This is a genomic window from Uliginosibacterium sp. TH139 (assembly GCF_002855595.1).
GTDB classification, from domain to species: domain Bacteria; phylum Pseudomonadota; class Gammaproteobacteria; order Burkholderiales; family Rhodocyclaceae; genus Uliginosibacterium; species Uliginosibacterium aquaticum.
The window spans coordinates 96,203-119,453 of the sequence record NZ_PKRR01000007.1; the positions used below are offsets into that span (position 1 = coordinate 96,203).

A 23,251-nucleotide genomic window follows, 5' to 3' on the forward strand; every position below is an offset into this window, starting at 1 on the left:
TCTCGCTATGTTTGGAAAAAAGAAAGATAGTCCGATCGAACTGACCAAGCTTTCCAGCCTGATCGCCGGCAACATGGAAGTGATGGGGGATGTGCATTTCCTTGATGGTTTGCGTGTGGACGGACATATCCGTGGCAACGTTTTGCCGCGAAGTGGTGCAAAGAGCCTGCTCGTGCTCAGTGATCAGGGCAGTATTCACGGTAATGTCAGTGCCTACGACGCGGTGATCAACGGCACCATCGTCGGCGATCTGGAGGTTGCACATTTCCTCGAGCTGCAAGCCAGTGCCCGCGTTACTGGCAATATCAGCTATCGGCAACTGCGCATGGATTGCGGGGCGTCGGTTGAAGGCAAACTGACCCGTCTAGGGGATGCTGAGGACGCTTCCAATGTCGTTGAGCTGGCGGCGACTGCCGCTGGTGGAAGCAAGTAATTCATGTCGATTCTGTGGTGGCACTGGATCGTGATCGGCTTTGCGCTTTGCGTGGCCGAGCTTGCTTTGCCGGCACTGGTCTTGATCTGGTTGGGTGTTGCGGCACTGGCGTTGGGTTTGCTGGTGTTGCTCATCCCCATGCCGATGACACTTCAACTCTTGCTGTGGGCGGTGCTTTCGACCGCGCTTACCTTCGGCTGGCTGCGGTTTTTCCGGCGCAGGCCGGATGATCTGCGTGTCGGTAGCTCGTCCGAAGCGCTTGGCGAGATAGGGCTGCTGGTAAAGGCTGTCGAGCCTTATGTGCCGGGCGAAGTGTTGTTTCAGCGTCCGGTGCTCGGTTCGGATCGCTGGGCATGTATTGCCGAAGCGAAACTGAGTGCAGGCTCAAGGGTTCGGGTTTTGGCTGTTGAGGGCAGTTGCGTCCGCGTTGGGGCCGCCTGAACGCAGCGCGAGCGCGATCAGGATTTGCATCGACAGAGAGGTTAGATGCTGCAGTCGCGTCAAACCCTATCGGCACCAAAACATGAAGCCCAAGCGTTTCGGGCTTGGGCTTCGCAGGTCTTTGACCAAGGCACTCACGGCCCAGGTATTCGGCGGTCAGCCGTCGGACTTTTACTGAACTCTCGCCACTGACTGCGGCGGACTAAGAACCATAAAGCCTCCTGTCTCTTGTGAATCGTTCCAAGCAAAGTAGCAAGCGCTTGAAACGCATCCCAAGCTTAGCTCGTGTTGGCGGAAAGGCAATGCCCAACTGACGCAGCGTGCTGTACTAAGAAGCTGTTCACGATCTTTTCAGCAGCAAGGTTAAGAGTGCTAGGTGTATGAACTGGGGACTTGTATTGAGCTGACGCTCCGCGTTTTTCACAGTCGGCGAGACTGCTCAAGTCACGCAAACGAGCGCTCCACGGTCCAGCGCTGAGGCATAACTGCAAAGGTGTGCAATTGATTGCGCCAGCAATTGCAATTGGCCATCGTTGAAAAACAACGGGGGCGAGAATGCCCTCGTGTAGTCAAAGCCAAACCTCATCGCTATCTAACTAGGCACATTAAAGAGCCTTAACTGGACTGCATTACCGGTTTGCCGGGCCTTTTTAATTTCCTCTCAGTTTGGCTTGTGAAAACGGATACCGTCATTGCCGTCATCCACCACAACCGTATCCTTTGCGCCAAATCGTCCTTCGAGGATTTCTTTGGCCAGCGGATTCTCAATGTGCTCCTGGATCGCGCGCTTGAGCGGGCGGGCGCCAAAAACAGGATCGAAGCCAGCTTTGGCGACTTCAGATAGCGCAGCCTCTGTCACGGTCAAGCCGATTTCCAGTTTGGCCAGACGATTCTTGAGGTTCTCCAGCTGAATGCGTGCAATCGACTTGATGTGCGCATCGCCCAGCGCATGGAAAACCACCACCTCGTCGATGCGGTTGATGAACTCGGGACGGAAGAAGGTCTTCACCTCGCTCATCACGGCTGATTTGATGGCCGGGTAAGGCTCGCCGGCCATCTGCTGGATCATCTGGCTGCCCAGGTTCGAAGTCATCACGATCACGGTGTTCTTGAAGTCGACGGTGCGGCCCTGACCATCGGTCATGCGGCCGTCGCCCAGCACTTGCAGCAGCACGTTGAAGACGTCCGGGTGGGCCTTTTCGACTTCGTCGAAGAGCAGCACGGAGTAGGGTTTGCGGCGCACCTGCTCGGTCAGGTAACCGCCTTCTTCGTAGCCCACGTAGCCGGGCGGCGCGCCGATCAGGCGGGCGACCGAGTGCTTCTCCATGAACTCGCTCATGTCGATGCGGACCAGGTGCTCCTCGGAATCAAACAGGAAGCCGGCCAGTGTCTTGCATAGCTCGGTCTTGCCCACCCCGGTGGGGCCGAGAAAGAGGAAGGATCCGTAGGGCCTGCCTTCTTCAGACAACCCAGCGCGGGAGCGGCGGATCGCGTCGCTCACGAGGCGCACGGCTTCATCCTGCCCGATCACGCGTTCGTGCAGCTTCTCTTCCATCTTCAAGAGCTTTTCGCGTTCGCCCTGCATCATCTTGGCGACCGGGATGCCGGTGGCGCGTGAGACAACCTCGGCAATTTCCTCTGCGCCGACCTGGGTGCGCAAGAGCTTGTTGGCCGGGCGACAGGTCTCCGCGCCTTCGGCCGCGTGCAACTGGGCTTCCAGCTTGGGCAATTCGCCATACTGAAGCTCGCTCATCTTCTGCCAGTCGCCCTTGCGGCGTGCTTCTTCCATCTGCTGCTTGAGCTGTTCGATGGCTTCCTTGATGTGCTGCGAGCCCACCACCACAGCCTTCTCGGCTTTCCAGACCTCTTCCAGATCGGTGTATTCGCGCTCCAGCCTGGCGATCTCGGTTTCGATCAGGTCCATGCGCTTTTTCGAGGCTTCGTCCTTCTCGCGGCGAACGGCTTCGCGCTCGATCTTGAGCTGGATGATGCGGCGCTCCAGCTTGTCCATCACCTCGGGTTTGGAATCGATTTCCATGCGGATGCGCGCGGCGGCCTCGTCGATCAGGTCGATGGCTTTGTCCGGCAGGAAGCGGTCGGTGATGTAGCGGTGGCTCAGCTCGGCCGCCGCCACGATGGCCGGGTCGGTGATGTCCACGCCGTGGTGCAGTTCGTACTTCTCCTGCAGGCCACGCAGGATCGCGATGGTGGATTCCACCGAGGGCTCGTCGACCAGCACCTTCTGGAAGCGGCGCTCCAGCGCGGCGTCCTTCTCAATGTATTTACGGTATTCGTCCAGCGTCGTTGCGCCGATACAGTGGAGTTCGCCGCGCGCCAGCGCGGGCTTGAGCATGTTGCCGGCATCCATTGCGCCTTCGGCCTTGCCAGCACCGACCATGGTGTGCAGCTCGTCGATAAAGATGATGAGCTGGCCTTCTTCCTTGGCGATGTCGTTGAGTACGGCTTTCAGACGCTCCTCGAATTCGCCGCGATACTTGGCGCCAGCGAGGAGCGCCGCCATGTCGAGTGACAGCACCCGCTTGCCCTTGAGGGTTTCCGGCACTTCGCCATTGATGATGCGCTGGGCCAGGCCTTCGACGATGGCGGTCTTGCCCACACCGGGTTCGCCGATCAGCACCGGGTTGTTCTTGGTGCGGCGCTGCAGGATCTGGATCGCACGGCGGATTTCGTCATCGCGTCCGATCACAGGGTCCAGCTTGCCCTGACGGGCACGATCGGTGAGGTCCAGACAGTATTTCTTCAATGCTTCACGTTGAGACTCGGCTTCGGCGTCGCTCACGCTGGCACCGCCGCGCACGGCTTCGATGGCGGCTTCCAGTGCTTTCTGGCTGGCGCCGTGTTCCTTGAAAAGCTTGCCGGTGTCGCCCTTGTCCTTGGCGAGCGCAAGCAGGAACATCTCGCTGGCGATGAACTGGTCGCCGCGTTGCTGGGCTTCGCGGTCGGTCACGTTGAGCAGGTTGGCGAGATCGCGGCCAACCTGTACTTCCCCATTGCCGCCCTGCACCTGTGGCAGGCGGTCGATGGCGCGGTCCAATGCGGTCTTCAGCGCCGGTACATTCATTCCGGCTCGGGTCAGCAAGGAGGCGGTGCCACCGTCTTCCTGAGCCAGCAGAGCAGCAAGCAGATGTTGTGGTTCGATGTACTGGCCTTCGTGACCCACGGCAATGCTCTGAGCATCTGCGAGGGCCTGCTGGAATTTGGTGGTGAGCTTGTCGAAACGCATGGCTGGGGCTCCTGTATCTGTCTGATGGAAACATGGGGCCCGCATGACGGGCTTTCAAGTCCGGCCGCCTGCGGCCGTAAAGTAGGAGAGGGTCTTTGCTGGGGCAATCCCTGTTGCAGCAAGGCCAGAACTTTGTGAGTGTTTTCCTGACAAGAGGAGTTTTGTATGCCAACGAAACCGGAAGACGCAGTGGCCCAGATGCAGAAAAAGAACCTTGAATCTGCCATGCGCCTCGCACAGCTTTCCATTGAGAACTCACAGCGCATTCTGCAATTGCAGGTGGATGTGGCCCGCGAGATCTTTGATGACGGCGTGAACAGCGCCAAGGCGCTGGCTCAGGCCAAATCACCGCAGGACGCAATGGAGTTGCGGGCTCGCTATGCGCAGCATGCGGCGGACAAGATGTTCTCCTGTAGCCGCAGCATTGCCGAGATTACCTCCGATATGCAGGCCGAACTGGGCCATCTGGTGAGTGATCAGCTCAACAAGGGCGGCCAGGAAATGTTCGATGCCATGCAGCAGATGCTCAAGGGCATGCCGCTCAATAGTCACGCCGCTGCTGAAGCCCTGCAGCACACTTTTGATACCGCCCGCAAGACGCTGGAGCAGGTCGCCAAGGCCTCCAGCGACGCGTTCTCTTCCTTTGCCCAGATGCCCGGCGGAAAGAAGTAGCCTGCTCGGCTGTGCTGCAAAATAGACGGTAGAAGGCTATCCCTGCACGTGCAGCGGTGGCCCTTGCTGTCTTGCTTTCAGGCCGGGTTGCGCAGTACCTGGCGAGCCGCATTGAGGCCGGAACGCACTGCGGCCTCGATGGTGGCAGGGTAGGGGGAATTGACGTAGTCGCCCGCCAGCATGAGGTTCCTGACTGGTGTGATGGTGAGTGGGCGTACAACGCCCGGGCGGCAAGCAAAGGTGGCGCGTTTCTCGGTGATGACCTGGCTCCAGCGAGGTGCTGGCAGCTTGCGCAGGGGGAACAGGGCTTCCACTGCTTGATGTGCCTGCAGTGCGAGTTCTTCGCGCGAGAGTGCCGTGTGAGGCCCGCTGGCCGAAATCACGCCTGCCAACAGCCCTTTCTCGCCGGTGCTGCGCTGCTTGTCAAAGAGCCACTGCACGACCGAACCGGAAAGCTGGATCATCGCCTCGGGCAGGCTGACGTCCTCATCGTAGGCCAGATATACGGTGGTGATCGGTTCATGTGACAGGGCATCGATCTGACCACGCAGGTAAGTCAGCTCGGCAAAATTACCGAGCAGACTGCTGGCGTGATAGGGCGCGGTGGCGACGATGACATGACTGTAGTGCGAGCTCTCCCCCGGATCTCCCTCCAGAAAGAAGCGCCCATCAATCAGGCTGACCTGTTTGATCGGGCTTGCGGTGTGGATCGCAGTGCCGTTCGTGCCCAAGTACACTCCGGCCTGCACCGGCAGTAGTTCCGAGAGGTCGACCCTCGGGATCAGCATTTCGGAAGCTGAGGCAGAGGCGCCGACCGAGTCGCGCAGCACATTCGCAAATACCTGAGCGGAAGCCTGTTCGGGCGGCGTATTGAGTGCCGCCACACACAGCTGGTTCCACATCAGCTCGCACAGCAGGGGCGTTTGCCGGGTGCGCTTGAGCAATGTGCTGACCGGGTAGTCCTCACCAAGCTTCCAGTCGTTTTTTTTCAGGAAGCGGATCAGGCGCAGGGCTGCAAAACGGTCTGCCCAGGAGAGCTCACGGCTGCGCAACAGGCCAACAGCCAGATGTAGCGGAGCGGGCAGGGCGGCCGCACGCAGGTTGAGGCGCCCTGGCACATGCAGCACGAAAGGCAGGCTCAGCAGGCGCTTTGGATTTACTTTCAGAAAGCGCAAGAGGCGCAGCGTTTCGGTATAGGCGCCGAGCAGAATGTGCTGACCGTTGTCCAGCCGGAAGCCATCCTTCTCCACTACGCGGGCACGGCCACCCATCACGCGAGAAGCTTCGAAGACGGTTACGTCAACGCCGGCCCGGGTCAGTTCGACAGCGGCTGCTAGGCCGGCATAGCCGGCTCCGATGATGGCGACGCGGGTGCTCATTTCAGCTCTTGATCCAGGCTTTCACCGCCAGCCACAGCTTGCGCAGCGGGGTCAGCGAAACCCGGTGTGTCAGCACGCGACAGCCGTCAGCCTCCACTTCGTGCAGGGTCTCGCGATAGATTGCCGCCATGATCAGGCCGGCGCGTTGGCTCTTGCGGTCTTCCGCCGGCAGTTGAGCCAGGGCCTGATCGTAGTATTTCTGCGCGCGTTCGATCTGAAAGGCCATCAGGCGCTGGAAGTTTTCGCTGCTGCGCGCATCGAGAATGTCTTTCGCCGGGACATTGAATTGCTCCAGCTCGGATACCGGCAGGTAAATGCGTCCGCGGCGGGCATCTTCGCCCACATCGCGGATGATATTGGTGAGCTGGAAGGCAATGCCCAGGTCGTGAGCGTATTTGAGCGTCTGGCGATTCGTGTAGCCGAAGATCTCGGCCGCAAGCAGGCCTACCACGCTGGCTACCCGATAACAGTAGAGCTGCAAGTCCTTGAAGTCAGCGTAGCGCGCCTGCTCCAGATCCATCTGCATGCCATCGATGATTTCGAGCAGTTGCTCCTGCGGAAGGCGAAAGTCGCGGACGACCTGCACCAGCGCCTTGCCGACCGGATGATCGGGCTCGCCCGCATAAATCTTGCTGACTTCCAGGCGCCACCAGTCAAGTTGGCGGGCTGCCACTTCCGGATCGTGGGTCTCATCGACCACATCGTCCACCTCACGGCAAAAGGCATACAGCGCGGTGATTGCCCGGCGCCGATCCGGGGTGAGGAAACGGAAGCTGTAGTAGAAGGATGAGCCGCTGGCGGCGGCTTTCTGTTCGCAATATTCGTCGGGAGTCATGTCATTTCATCCAAAGAGCCCGCCAGGCGAGCAGCAGCCAGTCCAGTTTGCCCAGCTCTGGGCGCTGGCGGAACACATCGTAATCCACGGCTTCGATCTGCTCGAGGATACGCAGTCCGCCTTGAACCACCAGTCGCAATTCCCAGCCGACGCGGCCCGGCAGCGCCGCAGCGAGGGGGGAGCCCTCAAGCATCATGGCACGGGCGCGCTGCACTTCATGCTGCATCAGCGCCCGAAAGGCTGCATCGCAATCTGCGGCAGCAATTTGCGTTTCGCTGACCGCAAACTGCACAAGACTTGTTTGTGGCAGATAGACGCGCTCTTTGCGCCAATCGATACCGATGTCCTGCCAGAAGTTGATCAGTTGCAACGCGGAGCAGATGAGGTCGGAGCGGTGCAGGTTTTCATCTGTAGCTTCGGCGTAGAGATGCAGCAGGAGCCGCCCGACGGGGTTGGCAGAGCGGCGGCAATAGTCGAGCAAATCCGGAAAGTCGGCATAGCGCTTCTTGACCACATCCTGCGCAAAAGCGTCAAGCAGATCGCGCAGAAGCTGGATCGGCAGGGCCCATTGGCGCACATTCAGCGCCAGACGGGCAAACAGCGGCTCGTCCGGTGTGCTGCCGGCTTCTATCTGATCAAGCTGTTGCTGGTATCTGGCGAGGCTCGCCAGGCGCTCTGCAGGTGACGCATCGCCTTCGTCAGCAATATCGTCCGCTGTGCGGGCGAAAACATAGATGGCCTCCACTGGCTCACGCAGATGGCGTGGCAGGAGGATGGAAGCAACCGGAAAGTTCTCGTAATGATCAACGCTCATGAGGGCAGCGAGTATAGCTGCCCTCAGCAGGCTTCGGCCGGGCTATAATGCGCGCCTCCTTTCGGTGTGCTGCGCTCGCAGCCCCCTCAAGGCCCAGGTGGCGAAATTGGTAGACGCACCAGATTTAGGTTCTGGCGTAGCAATACGTGGGGGTTCGAGTCCCTTCCTGGGCACCACTAGGTTTTCAAGTCTTGCAGTGGGTTATTCATTACCTGCCGATGTGCTGGGGACTTTTCGGAAACCGAATAGGTTCAGCATCTTTCTCAGAAAACAAATCCCAAGCTTCTGATTTGTTGCTGTTTCTTATTTTCCTGTCTGCTCTGTCTGGCGTGAGTTGATGGTGCCGTCAAAACCGGAGCCTGTCTGCCCACTTTGAAGAGCGAGTCTCGCGCGCACATGTTCACGCGAACTGCGTGTGATTGTTCCTAGGGTGCAGTGCGACTTAGTTGTGGACTCCTTTGCCGGTGTGCTCTTCTACGACGAAAGTCATAGTTCTTGACTTGAGTGCAGATGCGTATCATTCTCATTGTTCGCATGCCGCGAACGATGCGGTGTTCGTGCCGTCCTCCACTCCAGCAGGAAACCTCTTTTCATGAACAGCCTGTCTGTCCTGCCCGCATGCCGAAAACAGCATGCGGCCGTACTCCTTGCACTCTTCTCCCTGGCAGCGCGCGCCGTTGAACCTACCGCCAGCGCCTCAGCTCCGATCAGCGAACTGGGCGTGATCACCGTCACTGGCCAGAGTGCCCGTGGTCTGCGTGCCGATACGGTGGAGGCAGGCAGCTTCCGCGGTTTGGATGTGATGGATGTGCCTTCCACGGTAAATGTGGTGACACGCGAAGCACTTGATCAGCAGGCTGCCAGCGGCCTGTATGACGCCGTGCGCAACACCGCCGGCGTGACGCGCCAGCAAAATGGCGGAGAAACTTGGGATCAGCTGGTTATCCGTGGCATCGCGGTGGAGAACCGCACCAATTACCGGCTGAACGGTTCATTGCCGATCATGAACTTCGGGCAGGCCATGCTTGAGGACAAGGAGCGTGTTGAGGTTCTCAAGGGCGCGTCCGCGCTCTACTATGGCTTTGCTGCGCCGGCGGGCATCGTGAATTATGTGACCAAGCGGCCGACCGCAAAGCCCCTGACTAGCGTATCGATGAACCTTGATCAGTATGGCACCGCGATACTGGCCACGGATATGAGTCGTCGCTATGGCGAGAATGACCAGTATGGGCTGCGGCTGAATGCGGGTGGTGGCGCAGTGGGCAGCTATCTCGACGGAGTGGATTCCGGCAATCGCCGATTTGCTGCGGCCGCCTTCGACTGGAAGGTGTCGAACCGCCTGCGCGTGAAAACGGACCTCGAATACGATCACCGCAAGACCACCGAGCAGGTCGGCGTTACGCTGCCGACAGCAGTCAATGGCGTGATTACGCTGCCGCATCCGGTTGACCCGAAGAAGAGCGTCGGCCCGAGTGACTCGAAGTTCGAGACGGATGCAGTGAACGCCTTGCTCCGAGCCGATTACGCGCTGGACGACAACTGGACGCTGACCTTCGAAGGTGGCCATGCGCAGACCTCGCGCGATCGCAATCTGGCTACCTTCCGTTTCACTAGCGCGGCCACGGTGGCGACTGGCGCTGGCCGCATCCAGGGCACGAGCCAGCATTCGCTGGTGAAGTCCGATCTAGTGAAGAGCGAGCTTTTCGGCACGGTTGACGCGTTTGGCCGGCGTCACGAGTTGACCTTAGGGCTCTCGCAGACGGACAAGTCGCAAGACGCGATTTACAGCACCACCTACACCGTGGCTTCACAGAATCTTTACAGTCCGGTTTCGATCGGTTCTGTCGTGTGGGCTGCCACGCCAACCAGCCCGACCACGGCCGAGCTCAATACCACCGATACCGGCTTCTACGCGATGGACCGCATTGCGCTGTCTGATCATTGGCAAATCATCGGTGGTTTGCGGTATTCGCTGTATCGAAGCGACCAGGCCGACAACCACTATGACGTCAGCAAAACTACGCCGATGCTTGCCGCGGTGTATCGTCCGCTCACTTCGCTCTCGCTCTACGCCTCTTATGCGCGAGGGTTGGAGGAGGGTGACACAGCCCCGACCGGCGCGCTCAACGTGGGTGAGCGGATGGCGCCTGGCGTGAGCAAGCAGTACGAACTGGGCTCGCGCTGGCAGGTGCTGGGGGATACGTTGCTCTCTGCGGCAATCTTCCAGATCGACCGGCCCGGTGCCTACACCGGCACCGATGGTTACTACGTGGCCGATGGCGAGCAACGCTATCGCGGCCTCGAACTCTCGACTCAGGGCAAGATCACACGGGATCTGGGCTGGCTCACCTCGGCACAATGGCTGGATCCGCGTTTCCGCAAGAGCGCGGCGGCCTACGTTGGCAAGCTGCCCGAAAATGCTGCCCGCCGGACGGCGAGCGCCTTCCTGACGCTGGATGTGGCCTGGGTGCCGGGCCTTACACTCAATGGGGGCAGCTACTACACAGGGCGTCGTCCCGTTGATGATCTGAACCAGGCATGGCTACCGTCGGTGACGCTCTACGCTGCTGGTGCGCGTTATGCGACTCACATCTTCTCTAGGGCAGTAAGCTGGCAGCTCAACATCGAGAATCTGACTGACAAAGAATACTGGGCTGGTGCCGGTACCCGACTTGCAGCTGGGGCGCCGCGCACGGTCAAGCTCGGCATGAAGATCGATCTCTGAGATGAGCAGGTCTGCCGGCGGGGTGAGCGCAATCCTGCGCTGGAGCTTCTTTCAGCTGCATTGGCTGATCGGCATCACTGCCGGCAGCCTCCTGATGCTGATCGGGCTGTCCGGGGCGATGATGTCGTTCGAGGAGGAGATCCTCGATATGCTGAATCCGGGTCTGCGCAGCGTGCCGGTGCAATCGGTGCCCATGCTCGCACCGCCGCTGCTTCTGCCTGCAGTGGTGCCGCTGCCCAGTGGCGAGCGAATCACCACCGCTATTTTTTCTGCCGAAGCGGGGCGCAGCGTGCAACTGCTGCTGCAGACGCCTCCTGGGGCGAGCAAGCTGCTGCCGCTCTATGTCCATCCCTATACCGGCCAACTGCTTGGCGAAGCGCGTGGCCAGGCTTTCTTTGAATGGATCGAGCGCCTGCACCGCTTTTTTCTGCTGCCACGTGAGCCGGGGCGAGTCGTCGCCGGCATTTTGTCGAGTAGCTTGTTGCTGCTGATCGCGTCGGGCCTTTACCTGCGCTGGCCCCGCAGGCCTCTGGACTTGCGCACCTGGCTTGGCTTCAACCCACGCCTGAAGGGTAGGCCCTTCCTTTGGAGCCTACATGCGGTGCTGGCAACCTGGGCCCTGCCGGCCTGGTTGCTGCTTACAGCTACCGGAATCTACTGGTCCTTCGATAGCGTGCGCAGCTCTGTCGACAGCTGGGCCGGTATTGAACGCGCGCCCCGCGTGAAGAAGGAGATGCCGCCAAAGGCCGATCTTAATGGAGCCGTGCCGGACATTTCGCTCGCCTGGCAGCGCTTTGCCGACAAGGTGCCGGCCTGGCGCGAGTTGCGCGTACGGCCGCCGGAAACCGCGTCGGCTGCGCTCGAAATCCTGTGGCTGCTGCCGGATGCCGCGCATCAGCGCGAGCGCAACCGTATGCTCATCGCGCTCGATGGCAAGCTGAAGAAGGACGAGCGCTTTGCCGAACAGAGCACGGGCAAGCGTGTACTGGCGATGATTCATCCGCTGCATATGGGGCGCGACTTCGGTCTCGCCGTGCAACTCTTTATGATGCTTTCGGCATTGGCACTGCCGGTGCTGGGGGTGACTGGCTGGCTGCTCTATCTTTCGCGGCGGCGTGGCGCGCGCGAGGCTGAGCGTCAGCGCAAGGCGCTTTTGCCGGTCGTAGGCGTAGCGGCGGAAGAGTCCATCCTGGTGGCCTGGGCGAGTCAGACCGGCCGCGCCGAGTCGCTCGCGCTGCGCACTGCCGCCGCGCTGCAGGCCGCTGGCCGCGCTGTGGTGATGAGGCCACTTGCCAGTCTTCAGCCGGCAGAGCTGGCGGGCTTTCCGCAGGCGCTGTTCGTGGTCAGTACCTTCGGCGAAGGTGAGGCGCCTGATACGGCTCGCGGCTTTGCTCGAGCATTGGGTTTGGCCGATCTGGAACTCGAACGTTTGCGTTTTGCAGTGCTCGCACTGGGAAACCGGCAGTACCGTCAGTTCTGCGGTTTCGGCCACAGCTTGCAGGCCGCCTTGCTGCGTTTCGGGGCTCAAGCCTGGCAGCCGCTTACGCCTGCCTGTGAAACCGAGCCGGCGGCTGTCGAGCACTGGTTTGCAGGGCTGAAGCGCTTTGGTGTGAGGGATGACAGCCTGAGCGCTTCAGCCCAAGCCGCGCCGGCCTGGGAGCCGTGGCGCCTTGCGCAGCGCACGCTGCTCAACCCTGGCAGCAGTGGCTCGCCACTGTTCGAACTCACGCTGCTGCCAGCCAAAGGGGAGCTGCCACACTGGACTCCCGGCGCACTGGTAGAGATCCTTCCCTGTCCCCATTTATGTTCCGTTGAGCCGGATCTACCGGCGCCACGTCGCTACTCGATTGCGTCGATCCACGAAGATGGGTGTCTTCAGTTAATCGTACGCCAGCATCATCATGCCCTGGGTATCGGGCTGGCTTCGGGTTTCCTGACCCTGAATTGCCCGCTCGATGACGAACTGGCGCTGCGGCTGCAGGCAAATCCGAGCTTCACTCTCGCTGAGGACGATAGCCCCAGCATTTTCATCGGCAATGGCTCCGGTATTGCCGGCCTACGTGGCTTGCTGCGCGAACGTGTGCGACGCGGCTTCGGGCGAAACTGGCTGGTCTTCGGGGAACGCCATCGTGCCACCGATAGCGTGTGCGAAACCGAGTTCGGAGTCTGGGTGCAGGCGGGCTTGCTGGAGGTGGATCGTGTCTTCTCGCGCGAGCCGGGCGGCGGCCATGTGCAGGACTTTCTGCGTGGCGAGTCCGCACGCCTCATGCGCTGGCTGGGTGAAGGCGCAGTGATTCATGTCTGCGGTAGTTTGCAGGGCATGGCGGGTGGCGTGGATGCCATGCTTGAAGCCTTGCTTGGGCGTGAAGGGCTGGACTTGCTGATCGCTCAAAAGCGCTACCGGCGCGACGTGTACTGAGCACACCAACGCCCCGAGCGACATTCGCTTGCATAAATTGTCTCCAGGCGTGGAAACATTCTTTTCTGAGGCGATCGCCAGGGTCGAGAGATCCTCTACAACATCGGGCGCTTTCAGAAAGCAGCGCTTTGTCGTTACACTTATCGCAGCTTCAGGTTCCTGCTCTGTGTCATGCACGTGCAGGTGAAATGGGAAGCCGGTGCGTGCAGCCTTCGGGTTGCGACAATTCCGGCGCTGCCCCCGCAACGGTAAGCGAGTCAAGAATGAACCGGTCAGCACGCTGCTGCTGATCTGGCCACTGTATCCAGTCGGGTATGGGAAGGCGGTTCATTCCGGTGTGCCTTGAGGCCACCACTCGCAAGCCCGGAGACCTGCCTGATGCATTGACGCAGGCCGTTGCGGTGGGCGATGGGGTGCATGTCATGAGGGGCCTCATTGCGTCCCTGCCTGTGCCCATCCGGTGTCCCTCACCACGGGCTGCAGCTCATGATGTTCATCCCTTCTTTCTCTCCTGGCCGTTCCGGCCTGCGTCGTTTCATCCACTACGCAGCGCCCGGTGGGGGCGCAAAGGAGAGTCGCAATGCATATCGAACCGGGCCAACTGGCCGCTTCCACAATTCTCGGCGCCAATGTCGTCGCCAGCGCGCTACTGGTCAGCCAGTTGCCGGGCCTGCTGCTGCGCCCGGCGCTGTGGCTGCGCACCCTGCTGGCAGCAGGTTTTTTCTCGCTGTTCATGCAGATGTATCACCTGCCGGTGGGACCGTCTGAACTGCATTTTGTTGGCGCCATGCCGATCTACCTGTTGTTCGGTTTCCTGCCAACGCTATTCGGCTTCGCCCTGGGGCTGCTGGCGCAGGGGCTGATATTCGAACCGCAGGATCTGCTGCATCTGGGCGTCAATGCGCTCTCACTGATGCTGCCGCTGCTGGCAGCGCACTTCAGCGTAGGCCGCCGCCTGACTGAGGCAGCCCGTAATGGCGAGATCGCGTCCCTGCTCAAGCTGGATGGTTTCTATTACTCAGGCGTCACCTTGATGGTGGGTTTCTGGCTCAGCCAGGGATTGGTGGCGACGCCACTCGTGGAGTGGGCTCACTTCGCTGCGAGCTATGTGACGCTGGTGCTCTTGGAGCCGGTCTTTACCTGGGGCATTGTCAGCCTGCTGACGCGAGCTTCCGGGCAGACGGACACGCCGGCCTGGGCGCGTCTGTGCCTGGATGAGAAGCTGGTTCAGCGCAGCGCGGCCTGACGATGTCCGTTGTCGCAAAGACGCCTGCCGGCCAGTCCGGCACGGTCTGGTTCGTCGGTGCCGGCCCGGGCGATCCTGAGCTCATCACGGTCAAGGGCCGTGGCCTGATCGAAGCGGCCGGCGCGATCCTGTTCGCCGGCTCTCTGGTCAGCGAGGCCGCTACGCGCTGGGCGCCATCCGCGTGTGTGATCACCGACAGCAAGGACATGACGCTGGAGCAGATGTCCGAGTGGCTCGTCGAACAGAGCTCACGCCATCCTGTAGTCGTGCGTCTGCAGACCGGAGATCCGGCGCTCTACGGCACGCTGATCGAGATGGTGCGGCCACTGGATGCGTTGGGCATTCCGGTGGGCGTGGTGCCCGGTGTTTCGTCGGCAATGGCCTCGGCGGCGGCGGCGGTGGAAAGCTTTACGCTGCCGGAGATCACCCAGACGACCATTTTTACGCGCATCGAAGGCCGCACCCCGATGCCTCCCGGTGAAGATCTTGCGGCGCTGGCGGCGCATCGCTGCACGCTGTGCATCTTCCTGTCCATCACCCTGATGCACAAGCTCGAAGCGGGCTTGCGCGCAGCGGGCTGGGCGGAGGATGCGCCGATTCTCGTTGTGCACAAGGCGAGCTGGCCGGGTGAGGAAATCATCCTGCGCGGCACGCTCGCCACCATCAAACAACAGTGTCGTGAAGCGCACATCGTGAGCCAGGCCATGGTGATCGCAAGCCCCACCCTGGGCGCACGCGAATGGCCCGAACTCGCACGCTCCAAGCTTTACGACCCGCGCTTTACCCATCGATTCAGAAAGGCCAGCGCATGAACACCACGACTATCCTCCTCGTCGGCCACGGCTCGCGCGAGGAATCCGGCAACGCCGAAATCCGCGATTTCGTTACGCAGTGGCGCAGCCGCCAGCCGGCATGGCGGATCGAGGTCTGCTTCATCGAGTTCGCTCCGCCATCGCTGCATGATGGCTTGCTCGCGGCGGCTGCACAGAGCGGGCGCGTCTTCGTGCTGCCGCTGATCCTCAATGCAGCCGGGCATGTGAAGATGGAAATCCCGGAAGCCATCGAGCATGCACGCGAACATTACCCGGGGGTCGAATTCCTGTATGGCCCCCATCTGAGCGCTTGCGATCCGATCCTGGATATCCTCAAGAATCGTCTGCGCGCTGGCATGCAGCAGCTGGACGTGCCGGACCCGACCACCACCGGCATCATCCTGCTCGGCCGTGGCTCGTCGGATCGCGCCGCCAATGGCGACATGGCCAAGATGGCGCGCTGGTTGCAGGAGGAAGGCGATCACGAGCTGGTGGATCTGGCTTTCACCGGCATCACCTGGCCCCGCCTGGAGCGGGTGGTGCAGCGTCAGGCCTTGCTGGGCATGACCCAGATCGTGGTGCTGCCTTATTACCTCTACACCGGCACGCTGATGCAGCGCATCCATCGCCAGGTGGCGCATCTGCGCAGCCAGTATCCGCAGATCCGGTTTGCCTGTGGCGAGCATTTCGGTTTCGAGCCCGAGATCTTTGCCCTGCTTGAGCAGCGGGTGGAAGATCTCAAGGCGGGGCGCGCCGAGAGCACTTTGCCTTGCGATGGCTGCAGCTATCGTGAGTTGGCGCATGACATGGGGCATGGTCACTCACATGAGCATACCCATGCGCAGCAGCCGCTGAGTTTCGTGCCCCCTGGCGCGCAGCCACTGCATGCGGAGCACGCCGGATGAGCAGTGTGAATACCGTCACCGAGCAGCTCACGCGTGCTGGTCAGCTCATCGAGCACGATAGCTTCGCGATCATCGATGCGGAGGTCGGCACGCATGCCTACAGCGCCGAGCAGTGGCCCATCGTGCGCCGCATGATTCACGCCAATGCCGATTTCGAGTTCAACGGCCTGACGGCTTTCCATCCGCAGGCGGTGGAGGCCGGCATCGTTGCAATGTTGGGCAGTGGTGCAGCGATGGTGGCGGATGTCGAGATGATCTGCTCTGGCCTCTCGCGGCCGCGTCTCGCGCACTTTGGCATTCAGGCGCATCACTTCATCAGCGATCCGGATGTGATCGCCGCTGCCCAGTTGGCGGATACGACGCGGGCCGTGCAGGCCATGCGCAAGGCGCAGCGCCTGGGTTTGCTGGAGGGGGCCATTGTCGGCATCGGTAATGCGCCCACGGCGCTGATCGAGTTGGTGCGCCTGATCCGCGAAGAAGGCGTGCGTCCCGCGCTGGTCATCGGCATGCCGGTGGGCTTTGTGGCCGCCGCAGAGTCCAAGGCCTTGATGGCGGAAATCGATGCCGTGCCGTGGATCGTGATCCGGGGCCGCAAAGGCGGCTCCACACTGGTGGTGGCGGCACTGCATGCCTTGCTGGCCCTAGCCGAGGCCAGGCAGAAAGCGCCCGCATGAGTGATGCCACGGGCGCCTCGCCCAAACCGCGCGGCACGCGTACCGGTTTCACGACAGGTGCCTGCTCTGCCGCAGCGGCGCGGGCAGCGGTTCATGGGCTGATGCTGGGGGTGATCCCCGCGCGCATCGAGTCGCAATTGCCGAATGCGCAGCGCGTGGAGTTTGCCGTTTGCGAACCTTACTGCCAGCCGCCCGGTGAGGATGGCCACGTCATGATGGCGCGGGCGGTCGTCGTGAAGTTTGCAGGCGATGACCCGGACTGTACCGATGGCGCCCGGCTCACGGCCGAGCTGCAGCGCCTGCCCGGGCGTGCCGGCTGGATCGAGATTACCGGTGGAGCAGGGGTGGGTGTGGTGAGCCTGCCCGGGCTGGGGCTGCCGGTGGGGGAAGCCGCGATCAACCCCAAGCCGCGCGCCAATATCGAGGCCAATCTGCGGGAGGTGGCGGGCAGCCTGCTGGCACAGGACGGGTTGCGCGTGATCATCTCGGTGCCTGGCGGCGAAGAGATGGCGCGCAAGACACACAACGCGCGTCTGGGCATTCTCGGCGGCATCTCGATTCTCGGTACCACCGGCATCGTCAAGCCTTACAGCACTGCAGCCTGGCGCGCGAGCGTGGTTCAGGGCGTGCAACTGGCGGCCAGCCTCGGCCAGCGAAACGCGCGTTCGATTGTGGTGCTGACGACTGGCGGGCGCACCGAGCAGTTCGCGATGCGTGAATACGCCGATCTAGCGCCGGGTGCCTTTGTGCAGATGGGGGACTTCCTGCGCTATGCGCTGGACGAAGCCGCTATGCGCGGCATCCGCCAGGTGGTGATCGCCGCCATGGTCGGCAAGCTGACCAAGATCGCCCAGGGTGAAACCATCACCCATGCCAACCGGGCCGAGGTGGACACCCGCCTGCTGGCCGAGCTGGCCGCCGGGATTGGCGCCAGTGCCGAGGATTGCACGGAGATCGAAGCCAATCCGACCGCGCGTTTTGCGGCCGAGCGCATGGCCGAGCGCGGGTTGCATCTTGCCTTTCACCAGGCGCTGGCCGAACGCACCGTGCATACCTTGTGTGACCCCCAGGTGGGGCGCTACGCCGGCCGCTTCGCGCTGCAGGTACTGGTGTGTGATTTCGATGGCCAGAAAATCTGCGCAGCGCACTCCGCCGCCGCCGATCCGCAGCGGGCCAATCTGCCGCTGCAGCCAGTAGTGGCCGATGACGAGGAGCAGGACTGAAACCATGAATGATGTGTTGTGTAATACCGTGGCGCGCGATCCCATGCCGTGCCGCGTGATCGGTGTGCTGGATGATGGCGCGGCCAGCCTGGCGTCTCCCGCACTGGCCCACCTGCGCGCAGCGCAGCTGGTGATTGGCGCACCGCGAACCCTGGGCTTGTTCGAGGACGAAATCGCGCCCGATGCCGAGCGCCATGTGCTGGGCGCCTTGCCCGAGCTTGTGGAGCGCATCCGCTTGGCACGCGAGGCGAATCAGGCGGTGGTCCTGCTCGCCACCGGGGATCCGCTGTGTCACGGCATCGCGGCTTACCTGGCGGCGCAGCTGTGTCTGCAGGCCATCGAGGTGCTGCCCAATGTATCCACCCTGCAGCTGGCCTGCGCACGTGTCGGTCTGCCCTGGGCCGATGCGCGCATCGTATCCATCCATGCCCGGGATGCCGGCGAATGGCAGTGCGGCGCAGCGCCCGGGCATGGTTTGTATGAACTGGCGCAGGCCTTGCGTCGACATGACCGGCTGCTGGTGCTGACCAGCCCGGCCAATACGCCGGACCGGGTTGCCCGGCTGCTGATGGCGGAGGGGCTGGCAGAGGATTTCGAGTTGGCCGTGGCCGAGCGCCTGAATCAGGCCGGCGAGCGGGTGCTGGCGGATCTGCGCCCGGCCGATGCAGCCAGCATGCAGTTTGCCGACCCCAATGTGCTGCTGCTGTGGCGGGTGCGCGAGCGTCGCCAGCCGGTGCGTTTCGGCTTGATGGATGCCACCTATGCCCAGCGCCAGCCGGAGAAGGGCCTGATCACCAAGCAGGAGGTGCGGGCCGTGTCCCTCGCGCGGATGCAGCTGCGTGCAGATAGTCGCGTCTGGGATATCGGCGCGGGCAGCGGCTCGGTGGGGCTCGAGGCGGCGCGTTTGTGTCCGCAAGGCCACGTCTGGGCAATCGAAAAAAATGCCGATGATTTCGCGATTGCCGGGCGAAACCGCGCGGCTTTCGGCTTGAGCAATCACACCCTCGTTCATGGCAAGGCGCCGGAGGGGCTTGATTTGTGGCCGGATCCGGATGCGGTCTTTATTGGTGGCTCCGGGGGTGAGCTGGCCGGATTGATCAAGCTTTGCCTGAAGCGTTTGCGCACCGAGGGCTGGCTGGTGATGAATTTCGTGACCCTGGAAAACCTTGCCACGGCAACCGCTGCACTCGAAGAGGCTGGTGCGCAGTGGGATGTACTGCAACTGCAGGCTGCCCGCAGCAAGCCGATTCTCGCCATGCACCGGATGGCGGCAGAAAACCCGGTGTGGATCGTGTGCGCCCGGCAGGGCAATGCGCAAATGAACAAGGAAATGATGGATGGTGAATGAAGCTTCACGCATGGGCACGCTGTACGGGCTCAGCCTGGGCCCGGGCGATCCTGGCCTGATCACGCGGCGTGCCTGGCAGTTGCTGGAGCGGCGCGATGCGCTATGGGTCTATCCCACGCGCAGCAGCAAGTCGCCCAGCTATGCTTACGACATTGTTGGGCGAGCTGGCCTGCTGCCGCCGGCTGAGCATCAGGCACTGCTGTTTCCGATGACGCATGATGCCGAGAAGCTGGTGCGCAGCTGGGAACGTGCGGCTGACTACGTGCTGCCACGTCTGCAGGCCGGGCAGGATGTGATGTTCCTGGTGGAGGGGGACGCCAGTACCTATGCGACCTTCGGCCATCTGGTGCGCAGTTTGCGGGCGCGCGAGGACGGTCTGGCGGTGGAGGTGGTGGCGGGCGTGAATTCCTTCAGCGCCGCCAGTGCGGCACTGGCCCGCCCCTTGTGCGAGCAGGACGATACGGTGGCCATCGTGCCCGCGGCCTATGGCGTGAGCGCGATCGACCGCCTGCTGGAGGATTTCGATTCGCTGGTGCTGCTCAAGGTCAAACCCTTGATCGAAGATCTCCTCGACTGGCTGGAGGCGCGTGAGCTGCTCGCGGGTGCCAGCCTTATCGAACGTTGCGGCGCGCCCGACGAACGCATCCTGCGTGGTGAGGAGATGCTTGCTTTGCGTGGCAGCACGGTCAGCTATCTGTCGCTGATGCTGGTGCATAGCCCGCACCGGATTCGTGGCGAGCGGATCCGGGGCTGCCTGAAGAAAAATACGAGCCAGGCGCAAGCCGCTGCGGAGCCGGCATGAGCACGACGGATTCCGTGTCACCGGTATTGCCGCGGCTGGTGCTGGTGGCGATCACCCGCCATGGTGCGGCGCAGGCTGCCGGGCTGGCCGCAGCCCTGCCGCTGGCCGAGCTGTGCGTGGCAGCAAAATTCGGTGAAGCACTGGAAGGTTTGCCGAATCGCGTGCACACCTACACCGGTGCGTTTCGCGACGAAATCGCAGCGCTGTTTGCGGCTTACGACCAGATCGTTTTCTTTGTTTCGCTCGGCGCGGTGGTGCGCCTGATCGCCCCGCACCTCAAGAACAAGGATGAAGACCCTGGCGTGCTGGTGATCGATGACGCTGGCCAGTTTGTGATTCCGGTGCTCTCGGGCCATGTGGGCGGCGCCAACGCAATGGCCGAGACCCTCGCCGCTTTGCTGGGCGCAGCGCCGGTGCTGACCACCGCTTCCGACGTGGGCAAGACCATTCCGGTCGACATCCTCGGTCGCGAGCTCGGCTGGCGCGTTGAGGCGCCGAAAATCAATATCACCCGGGTGTCCGCCGCGGTAGTCAACGAAGAAGCGGTGGCCTTCGTGCAGGAGGCAGGCTCCCCACACTGGTGGACCCGGCCCACGCCGTTGCCGCCCAACATCCATCTGTATGCGCGTTTTGACGAGGTGCCGCTGGAACGTTATGCCGCCGTGCTGTGGGTGACTCATGCCGAGATCGCGCCCGCGCAGTGGGAAGTCCTCCGCGAGCGCCTGGTGGTCTATCGTCCGCCGCTGGGGGGCGCATGAAAATCGCTATTGGTCTGGGCTGTGATCGCGGCACGCCGCAGGCAACGCTTGAGCGTGCAGTGGATGAGGCCCTTGAGATGGCCGGCGCCGTGGCCAGCGAAGTCGTGGCACTGGCCAGCATCACGCTCAAGGCTGACGAAGCCGGGCTGCTGGCTTTGGCACAGGCGCGTGGCTGGCCCTTGTGCTTCTATCCGCCGGCGCTGCTGGCCGAAGTGGCGGTGCCCAATCCTTCGGAAACGGTGCGGCATTACACCGGCACCCCCTCGGTGAGCGAAGCGGCGGCCTTGCTCGCGGCGCAGGCTACCGATGCGCGGGCCCTGCGGGTCGAAAAGCATCGCGTAAAGGGGGCGGACGGGCGGAACGCCACGGTCTCGGTGGCCGCTGTAGATGCCGAGCGCATTCTGTTCGATCAGCAGGCCCGCCAGTCGACACATGCGCTGCTGGCCGCGCGGCGCGACATGCGTCATTTCCAGAGCGGCTGCAGCATCGATGCGGCAACCCGCGAGCGCCTGGCCGCAGCCTTGATGCAGGCGCCCTCGGTTGGCCTGATGCAGCCCTGGCGCGTGCTGCGCATCAGCGATACCGGGCTGCGCGCACGCCTGGCCGACTGCGTGAGCGCAGAGTGCGAGCGTACGGCACAGGCCTTGGGATCACGCGAAGAGGCCTTCCGCGCGCTCAAGGTGGAGGGTGTGCGCGAGTGCGCCGAGCTGTGGGTAGTGCTGCTGGCCCCGGATGACGGCACCGTGTTCGGCCGCCGCACGATGCCGCAGGAAATGGCCTGGTGTTCGGTTGGCGCGGCGGTGCAGAACCTGTGGCTCGCCGCCCGCGCCGAGAACCTGGGCTTGGGCTGGGTGTCGCTGTTCGAGCCGGCGGAGCTGGCCGTGTTGTTGCAGTTGCCGCCGGGCACCCAGGCTCTGGGCCTGCTGTGCATCGGCCCGGTGGCGAGCTTTTATCCGGCACCGATGCTGAGCCTCGCCGACTGGCGCCAGCCACGCGCACCCGCCGCATTATTCGGCGAGAACCGCTGGGCATTTTCCGAAGATTCCGCGGCAGATGCCTGTGCATCTGCCGGGCCCTTGAAGCAGGAGTAGTGATGCAGTCCGCAATTCAAACCGAGGGCGCCACCGGCGCCGGCAAGATCATGCTGGTGGGCATCGGCCCTGGCAGCGTGGAGCACATGACTGGCCGCGCCCGGGCGGCGATCGCCGAGGCCGATACGATCATTGGATACGTCACCTATATCAAGCTGGTGGCCGATCTGATCGAAGGCAAGGAAGTCATCCGCAAGAGCATGACCGAAGAGCTCGATCGCGCCGTCGAGGCGCTGGAGCGGGCGCGCGCTGGCAAGAAAGTGGCGCTGGTGTCCTCGGGAGACGCCGGCGTCTACGGAATGGCCGGGCCCACCTACGAGGTGTTATTCCAGGCCGGATGGACGCCGGACTCGGGTATCGAGGTCGAGATCGTGCCGGGAGCCTCGGCGATCAACAGCTGCGCCGCCCGGGTAGGGGCGCCGCTGACCCATGATTTCTGCGCCATCTCCCTGTCGGACCTGCTCACCCCCTGGCCGGTCATCGCGCGACGCCTGGATGCCGCTGCCGCGGCCGATTTCGTGGTGGCTTTGTACAACCCCCGCAGCGGCCGGCGCACACGTCAGATCATCGAGGCGCAGCGCCTGTTCCTGCGTCATCGCCGCCCCGATACGCCGGTGGCTATCGTCAAGAGTGCCTATCGGCGTCGCGAAAACATCGTGTTCACGACCCTGGCACAGATGGTCGAGGCTGATATCGGCATGCTCAGCACGGTGCTGATCGGCAACAGCAGTACCTTCGTGCGGCATGGCTGCATGGTCACCCCGCGCGGCTATGCCAACAAATACGATCTTGCAGAAGGCAGCACGCACGAAGGAGAGAAGGCCGGGCGTTCGTTGTCGACCGGGCTACTCGGCTGGCTGCAGAACCTGCAGGCGGATGTGGCAGACGGAATCGCCCTGGAGGAGCTGGCCAGGTGCCATCGCCTGCCACTCGAATACCTGCGCGACACGCTCGCCGAGCCGCTACCCGAGGCGCTTGAAGCCGTGTCAGAGGAGGGCGGCGAATGAGTAGCCAGGAGAAGGATATGGCCGTGGTGAAACCGCGCATTGCTGACTATGGACGCCACCTGCTGGTGTGTACCGGCCCGCGCTGTGCGCAGGATGGCGCAGCACAAGCCTTGTTCGACAGCCTGGGCGAGAAACTCAAGGCTGCCGGGCTCGATTCCGGGCCGCTGCGCGTCAAGCGCAGCCGGGTCAGCTGCTTTGCGGCCTGCAAAGGCGGGCCGATCATGTGTGTGCAGCCAGATGGCACCTGGTATTACCAGGTCACGCCGGAAAACATGGATCGCATCATCGCCGAGCATCTCGCGGGTGGCCGCTCCGTCAGCGAACTGGTGTTCCACCAAGGCCCTTGCTCCTCGCCTGCCGGTGGTGGTGAGGGCATGGAGTAATCGGCAGTTTGGCTTCAGTCTGGAACCATGGACGTATCTT

The 23,251-nt window shown here is 62.5% G+C and carries 20 protein-coding genes, 1 tRNA gene, 1 pseudogene and 1 riboswitch; of the genes and pseudogenes, 17 read left to right on the forward strand and 5 right to left on the reverse strand.

All coding sequences use genetic code 11. The features are described 5' to 3' along the window. Window positions 1-7 precede the first annotated feature (7 nt). Window positions 8-433, forward strand: coding sequence for a polymer-forming cytoskeletal protein (locus tag C0V76_RS15375; protein ID WP_101943529.1), 426 nt, complete (start codon window positions 8-10; stop codon window positions 431-433). A 3-nt stretch (window positions 434-436) separates the two neighbouring features. Further along, a complete protein-coding gene (locus C0V76_RS15380; protein WP_101943531.1) occupies window positions 437-874 on the forward strand; it encodes an NfeD family protein in 438 nt (145 codons plus the stop codon). Between the two features lie 340 nt (window positions 875-1,214). Here C0V76_RS15380 and C0V76_RS15385 read toward each other — a convergent pair. Both C0V76_RS15385 and clpB read right to left on the reverse strand, forming a co-directional pair. Next, window positions 1,215-1,384 (reverse strand): annotated as a pseudogene (locus tag C0V76_RS15385) (transposase); the annotation flags it as partial. A 151-nt stretch (window positions 1,385-1,535) separates the two neighbouring features. After that, the gene (gene clpB, locus C0V76_RS15390) at window positions 1,536-4,118 is read right to left on the reverse strand and encodes an ATP-dependent chaperone ClpB (RefSeq protein WP_101943533.1); all 2,583 of its coding nucleotides are present in this window, start codon (window positions 4,116-4,118) and stop codon (window positions 1,536-1,538) included. 165 nt (window positions 4,119-4,283) lie between these two features. On the opposite strand from clpB, the gene C0V76_RS15395 reads away from it, so the two are divergent. After that, window positions 4,284-4,790 carry a phasin family protein gene (locus C0V76_RS15395; RefSeq protein WP_101943535.1) on the forward strand — a complete coding sequence of 169 codons (507 nt, stop codon included), beginning with the start codon at window positions 4,284-4,286 and terminating at the stop codon, window positions 4,788-4,790. Between the two features lie 77 nt (window positions 4,791-4,867). On the opposite strand, the gene hpnE is transcribed toward C0V76_RS15395, so the two are convergent. From hpnE to hpnC, 3 genes are read right to left on the reverse strand one after another with little or no spacing between them, the layout of a single operon-like run. Further along, on the reverse strand, window positions 4,868-6,169 hold the full coding sequence (hpnE, locus tag C0V76_RS15400) for a hydroxysqualene dehydroxylase HpnE (protein ID WP_101943536.1): 1,302 nt from the start codon (window positions 6,167-6,169) through the stop codon (window positions 4,868-4,870). A 1-nt stretch (window position 6,170) separates the two neighbouring features. Continuing rightward, on the reverse strand, window positions 6,171-7,004 hold the full coding sequence (gene hpnD, locus C0V76_RS15405; protein WP_101943538.1) for a presqualene diphosphate synthase HpnD: 834 nt from the start codon (window positions 7,002-7,004) through the stop codon (window positions 6,171-6,173). Between the two features lies 1 nt (window position 7,005). Next, a complete protein-coding gene (hpnC, locus tag C0V76_RS15410) occupies window positions 7,006-7,818 on the reverse strand; it encodes a squalene synthase HpnC (RefSeq protein WP_101943539.1) in 813 nt (270 codons plus the stop codon). 91 nt (window positions 7,819-7,909) lie between these two features. Here hpnC and C0V76_RS15415 point away from each other — a divergent pair. The 14 genes from C0V76_RS15415 to C0V76_RS15480 all read left to right on the forward strand — a co-directional run bounded on the left by C0V76_RS15415 (window position 7,910) and on the right by C0V76_RS15480 (window position 23,211). After that, window positions 7,910-7,994, forward strand: a tRNA-Leu gene (locus C0V76_RS15415). 416 nt (window positions 7,995-8,410) lie between these two features. Continuing rightward, the gene (locus C0V76_RS15420) at window positions 8,411-10,543 is read left to right on the forward strand and encodes a TonB-dependent siderophore receptor (RefSeq protein WP_101943541.1); all 2,133 of its coding nucleotides are present in this window, start codon (window positions 8,411-8,413) and stop codon (window positions 10,541-10,543) included. Window position 10,544: 1 nt separating this feature from the next. After that, complete coding sequence (locus C0V76_RS15425; protein WP_101943542.1) at window positions 10,545-12,962, forward strand: sulfite reductase flavoprotein subunit alpha; 2,418 nt, start codon at window positions 10,545-10,547, stop codon at window positions 12,960-12,962. Window positions 12,963-13,098: 136 nt separating this feature from the next. Further along, window positions 13,099-13,356: riboswitch (cobalamin riboswitch) on the forward strand. 186 nt (window positions 13,357-13,542) lie between these two features. Then, window positions 13,543-14,208: an energy-coupling factor ABC transporter permease gene (locus C0V76_RS15430; RefSeq protein WP_101943543.1), complete on the forward strand. Its 666-nt coding sequence runs from the start codon at window positions 13,543-13,545 to the stop codon at window positions 14,206-14,208. A gap of 2 nt (window positions 14,209-14,210) precedes the next feature. Next, entirely contained in the window at window positions 14,211-15,020 is an 810-nt protein-coding gene (cobM, locus tag C0V76_RS15435; RefSeq protein WP_101943544.1) for a precorrin-4 C(11)-methyltransferase, read from the forward strand. Then, window positions 15,017-15,925: a sirohydrochlorin chelatase gene (locus C0V76_RS15440; RefSeq protein ID WP_101943546.1), complete on the forward strand. Its 909-nt coding sequence runs from the start codon at window positions 15,017-15,019 to the stop codon at window positions 15,923-15,925. Before cobM ends, C0V76_RS15440 begins: the two co-directional genes overlap by 4 nt. Further along, window positions 15,922-16,599 carry a precorrin-8X methylmutase gene (locus C0V76_RS15445; RefSeq protein WP_101943547.1) on the forward strand — a complete coding sequence of 226 codons (678 nt, stop codon included), beginning with the start codon at window positions 15,922-15,924 and terminating at the stop codon, window positions 16,597-16,599. Before C0V76_RS15440 ends, C0V76_RS15445 begins: the two co-directional genes overlap by 4 nt. Then, a complete protein-coding gene (locus C0V76_RS15450) occupies window positions 16,596-17,822 on the forward strand; it encodes a cobalt-precorrin-5B (C(1))-methyltransferase (protein ID WP_101943548.1) in 1,227 nt (408 codons plus the stop codon). The genes C0V76_RS15445 and C0V76_RS15450 overlap by 4 nt, the downstream gene beginning before the upstream one ends. A 4-nt stretch (window positions 17,823-17,826) precedes the next feature. Next, the gene (gene cbiE, locus C0V76_RS15455) at window positions 17,827-19,170 is read left to right on the forward strand and encodes a precorrin-6y C5,15-methyltransferase (decarboxylating) subunit CbiE (RefSeq protein ID WP_101943549.1); all 1,344 of its coding nucleotides are present in this window, start codon (window positions 17,827-17,829) and stop codon (window positions 19,168-19,170) included. Next, window positions 19,160-19,972, forward strand: coding sequence for a precorrin-2 C(20)-methyltransferase (gene cobI / locus C0V76_RS15460; RefSeq protein ID WP_101943707.1), 813 nt, complete (start codon window positions 19,160-19,162; stop codon window positions 19,970-19,972). Before cbiE ends, cobI begins: the two co-directional genes overlap by 11 nt. After that, on the forward strand, window positions 19,969-20,730 hold the full coding sequence (locus C0V76_RS15465; protein WP_101943551.1) for a cobalamin biosynthesis central domain-containing protein: 762 nt from the start codon (window positions 19,969-19,971) through the stop codon (window positions 20,728-20,730). The genes cobI and C0V76_RS15465 overlap by 4 nt, the downstream gene beginning before the upstream one ends. Then, entirely contained in the window at window positions 20,727-21,821 is a 1,095-nt protein-coding gene (gene bluB / locus C0V76_RS20255) for a 5,6-dimethylbenzimidazole synthase (protein ID WP_101943553.1), read from the forward strand. Before C0V76_RS15465 ends, bluB begins: the two co-directional genes overlap by 4 nt. A gap of 2 nt (window positions 21,822-21,823) precedes the next feature. Next, window positions 21,824-22,828 carry a precorrin-3B C(17)-methyltransferase gene (cobJ, locus tag C0V76_RS15475; RefSeq protein WP_254048265.1) on the forward strand — a complete coding sequence of 335 codons (1,005 nt, stop codon included), beginning with the start codon at window positions 21,824-21,826 and terminating at the stop codon, window positions 22,826-22,828. Then, window positions 22,825-23,211 carry a ferredoxin gene (locus C0V76_RS15480; RefSeq protein ID WP_101943555.1) on the forward strand — a complete coding sequence of 129 codons (387 nt, stop codon included), beginning with the start codon at window positions 22,825-22,827 and terminating at the stop codon, window positions 23,209-23,211. Before cobJ ends, C0V76_RS15480 begins: the two co-directional genes overlap by 4 nt. Window positions 23,212-23,251 lie beyond the last annotated feature (40 nt).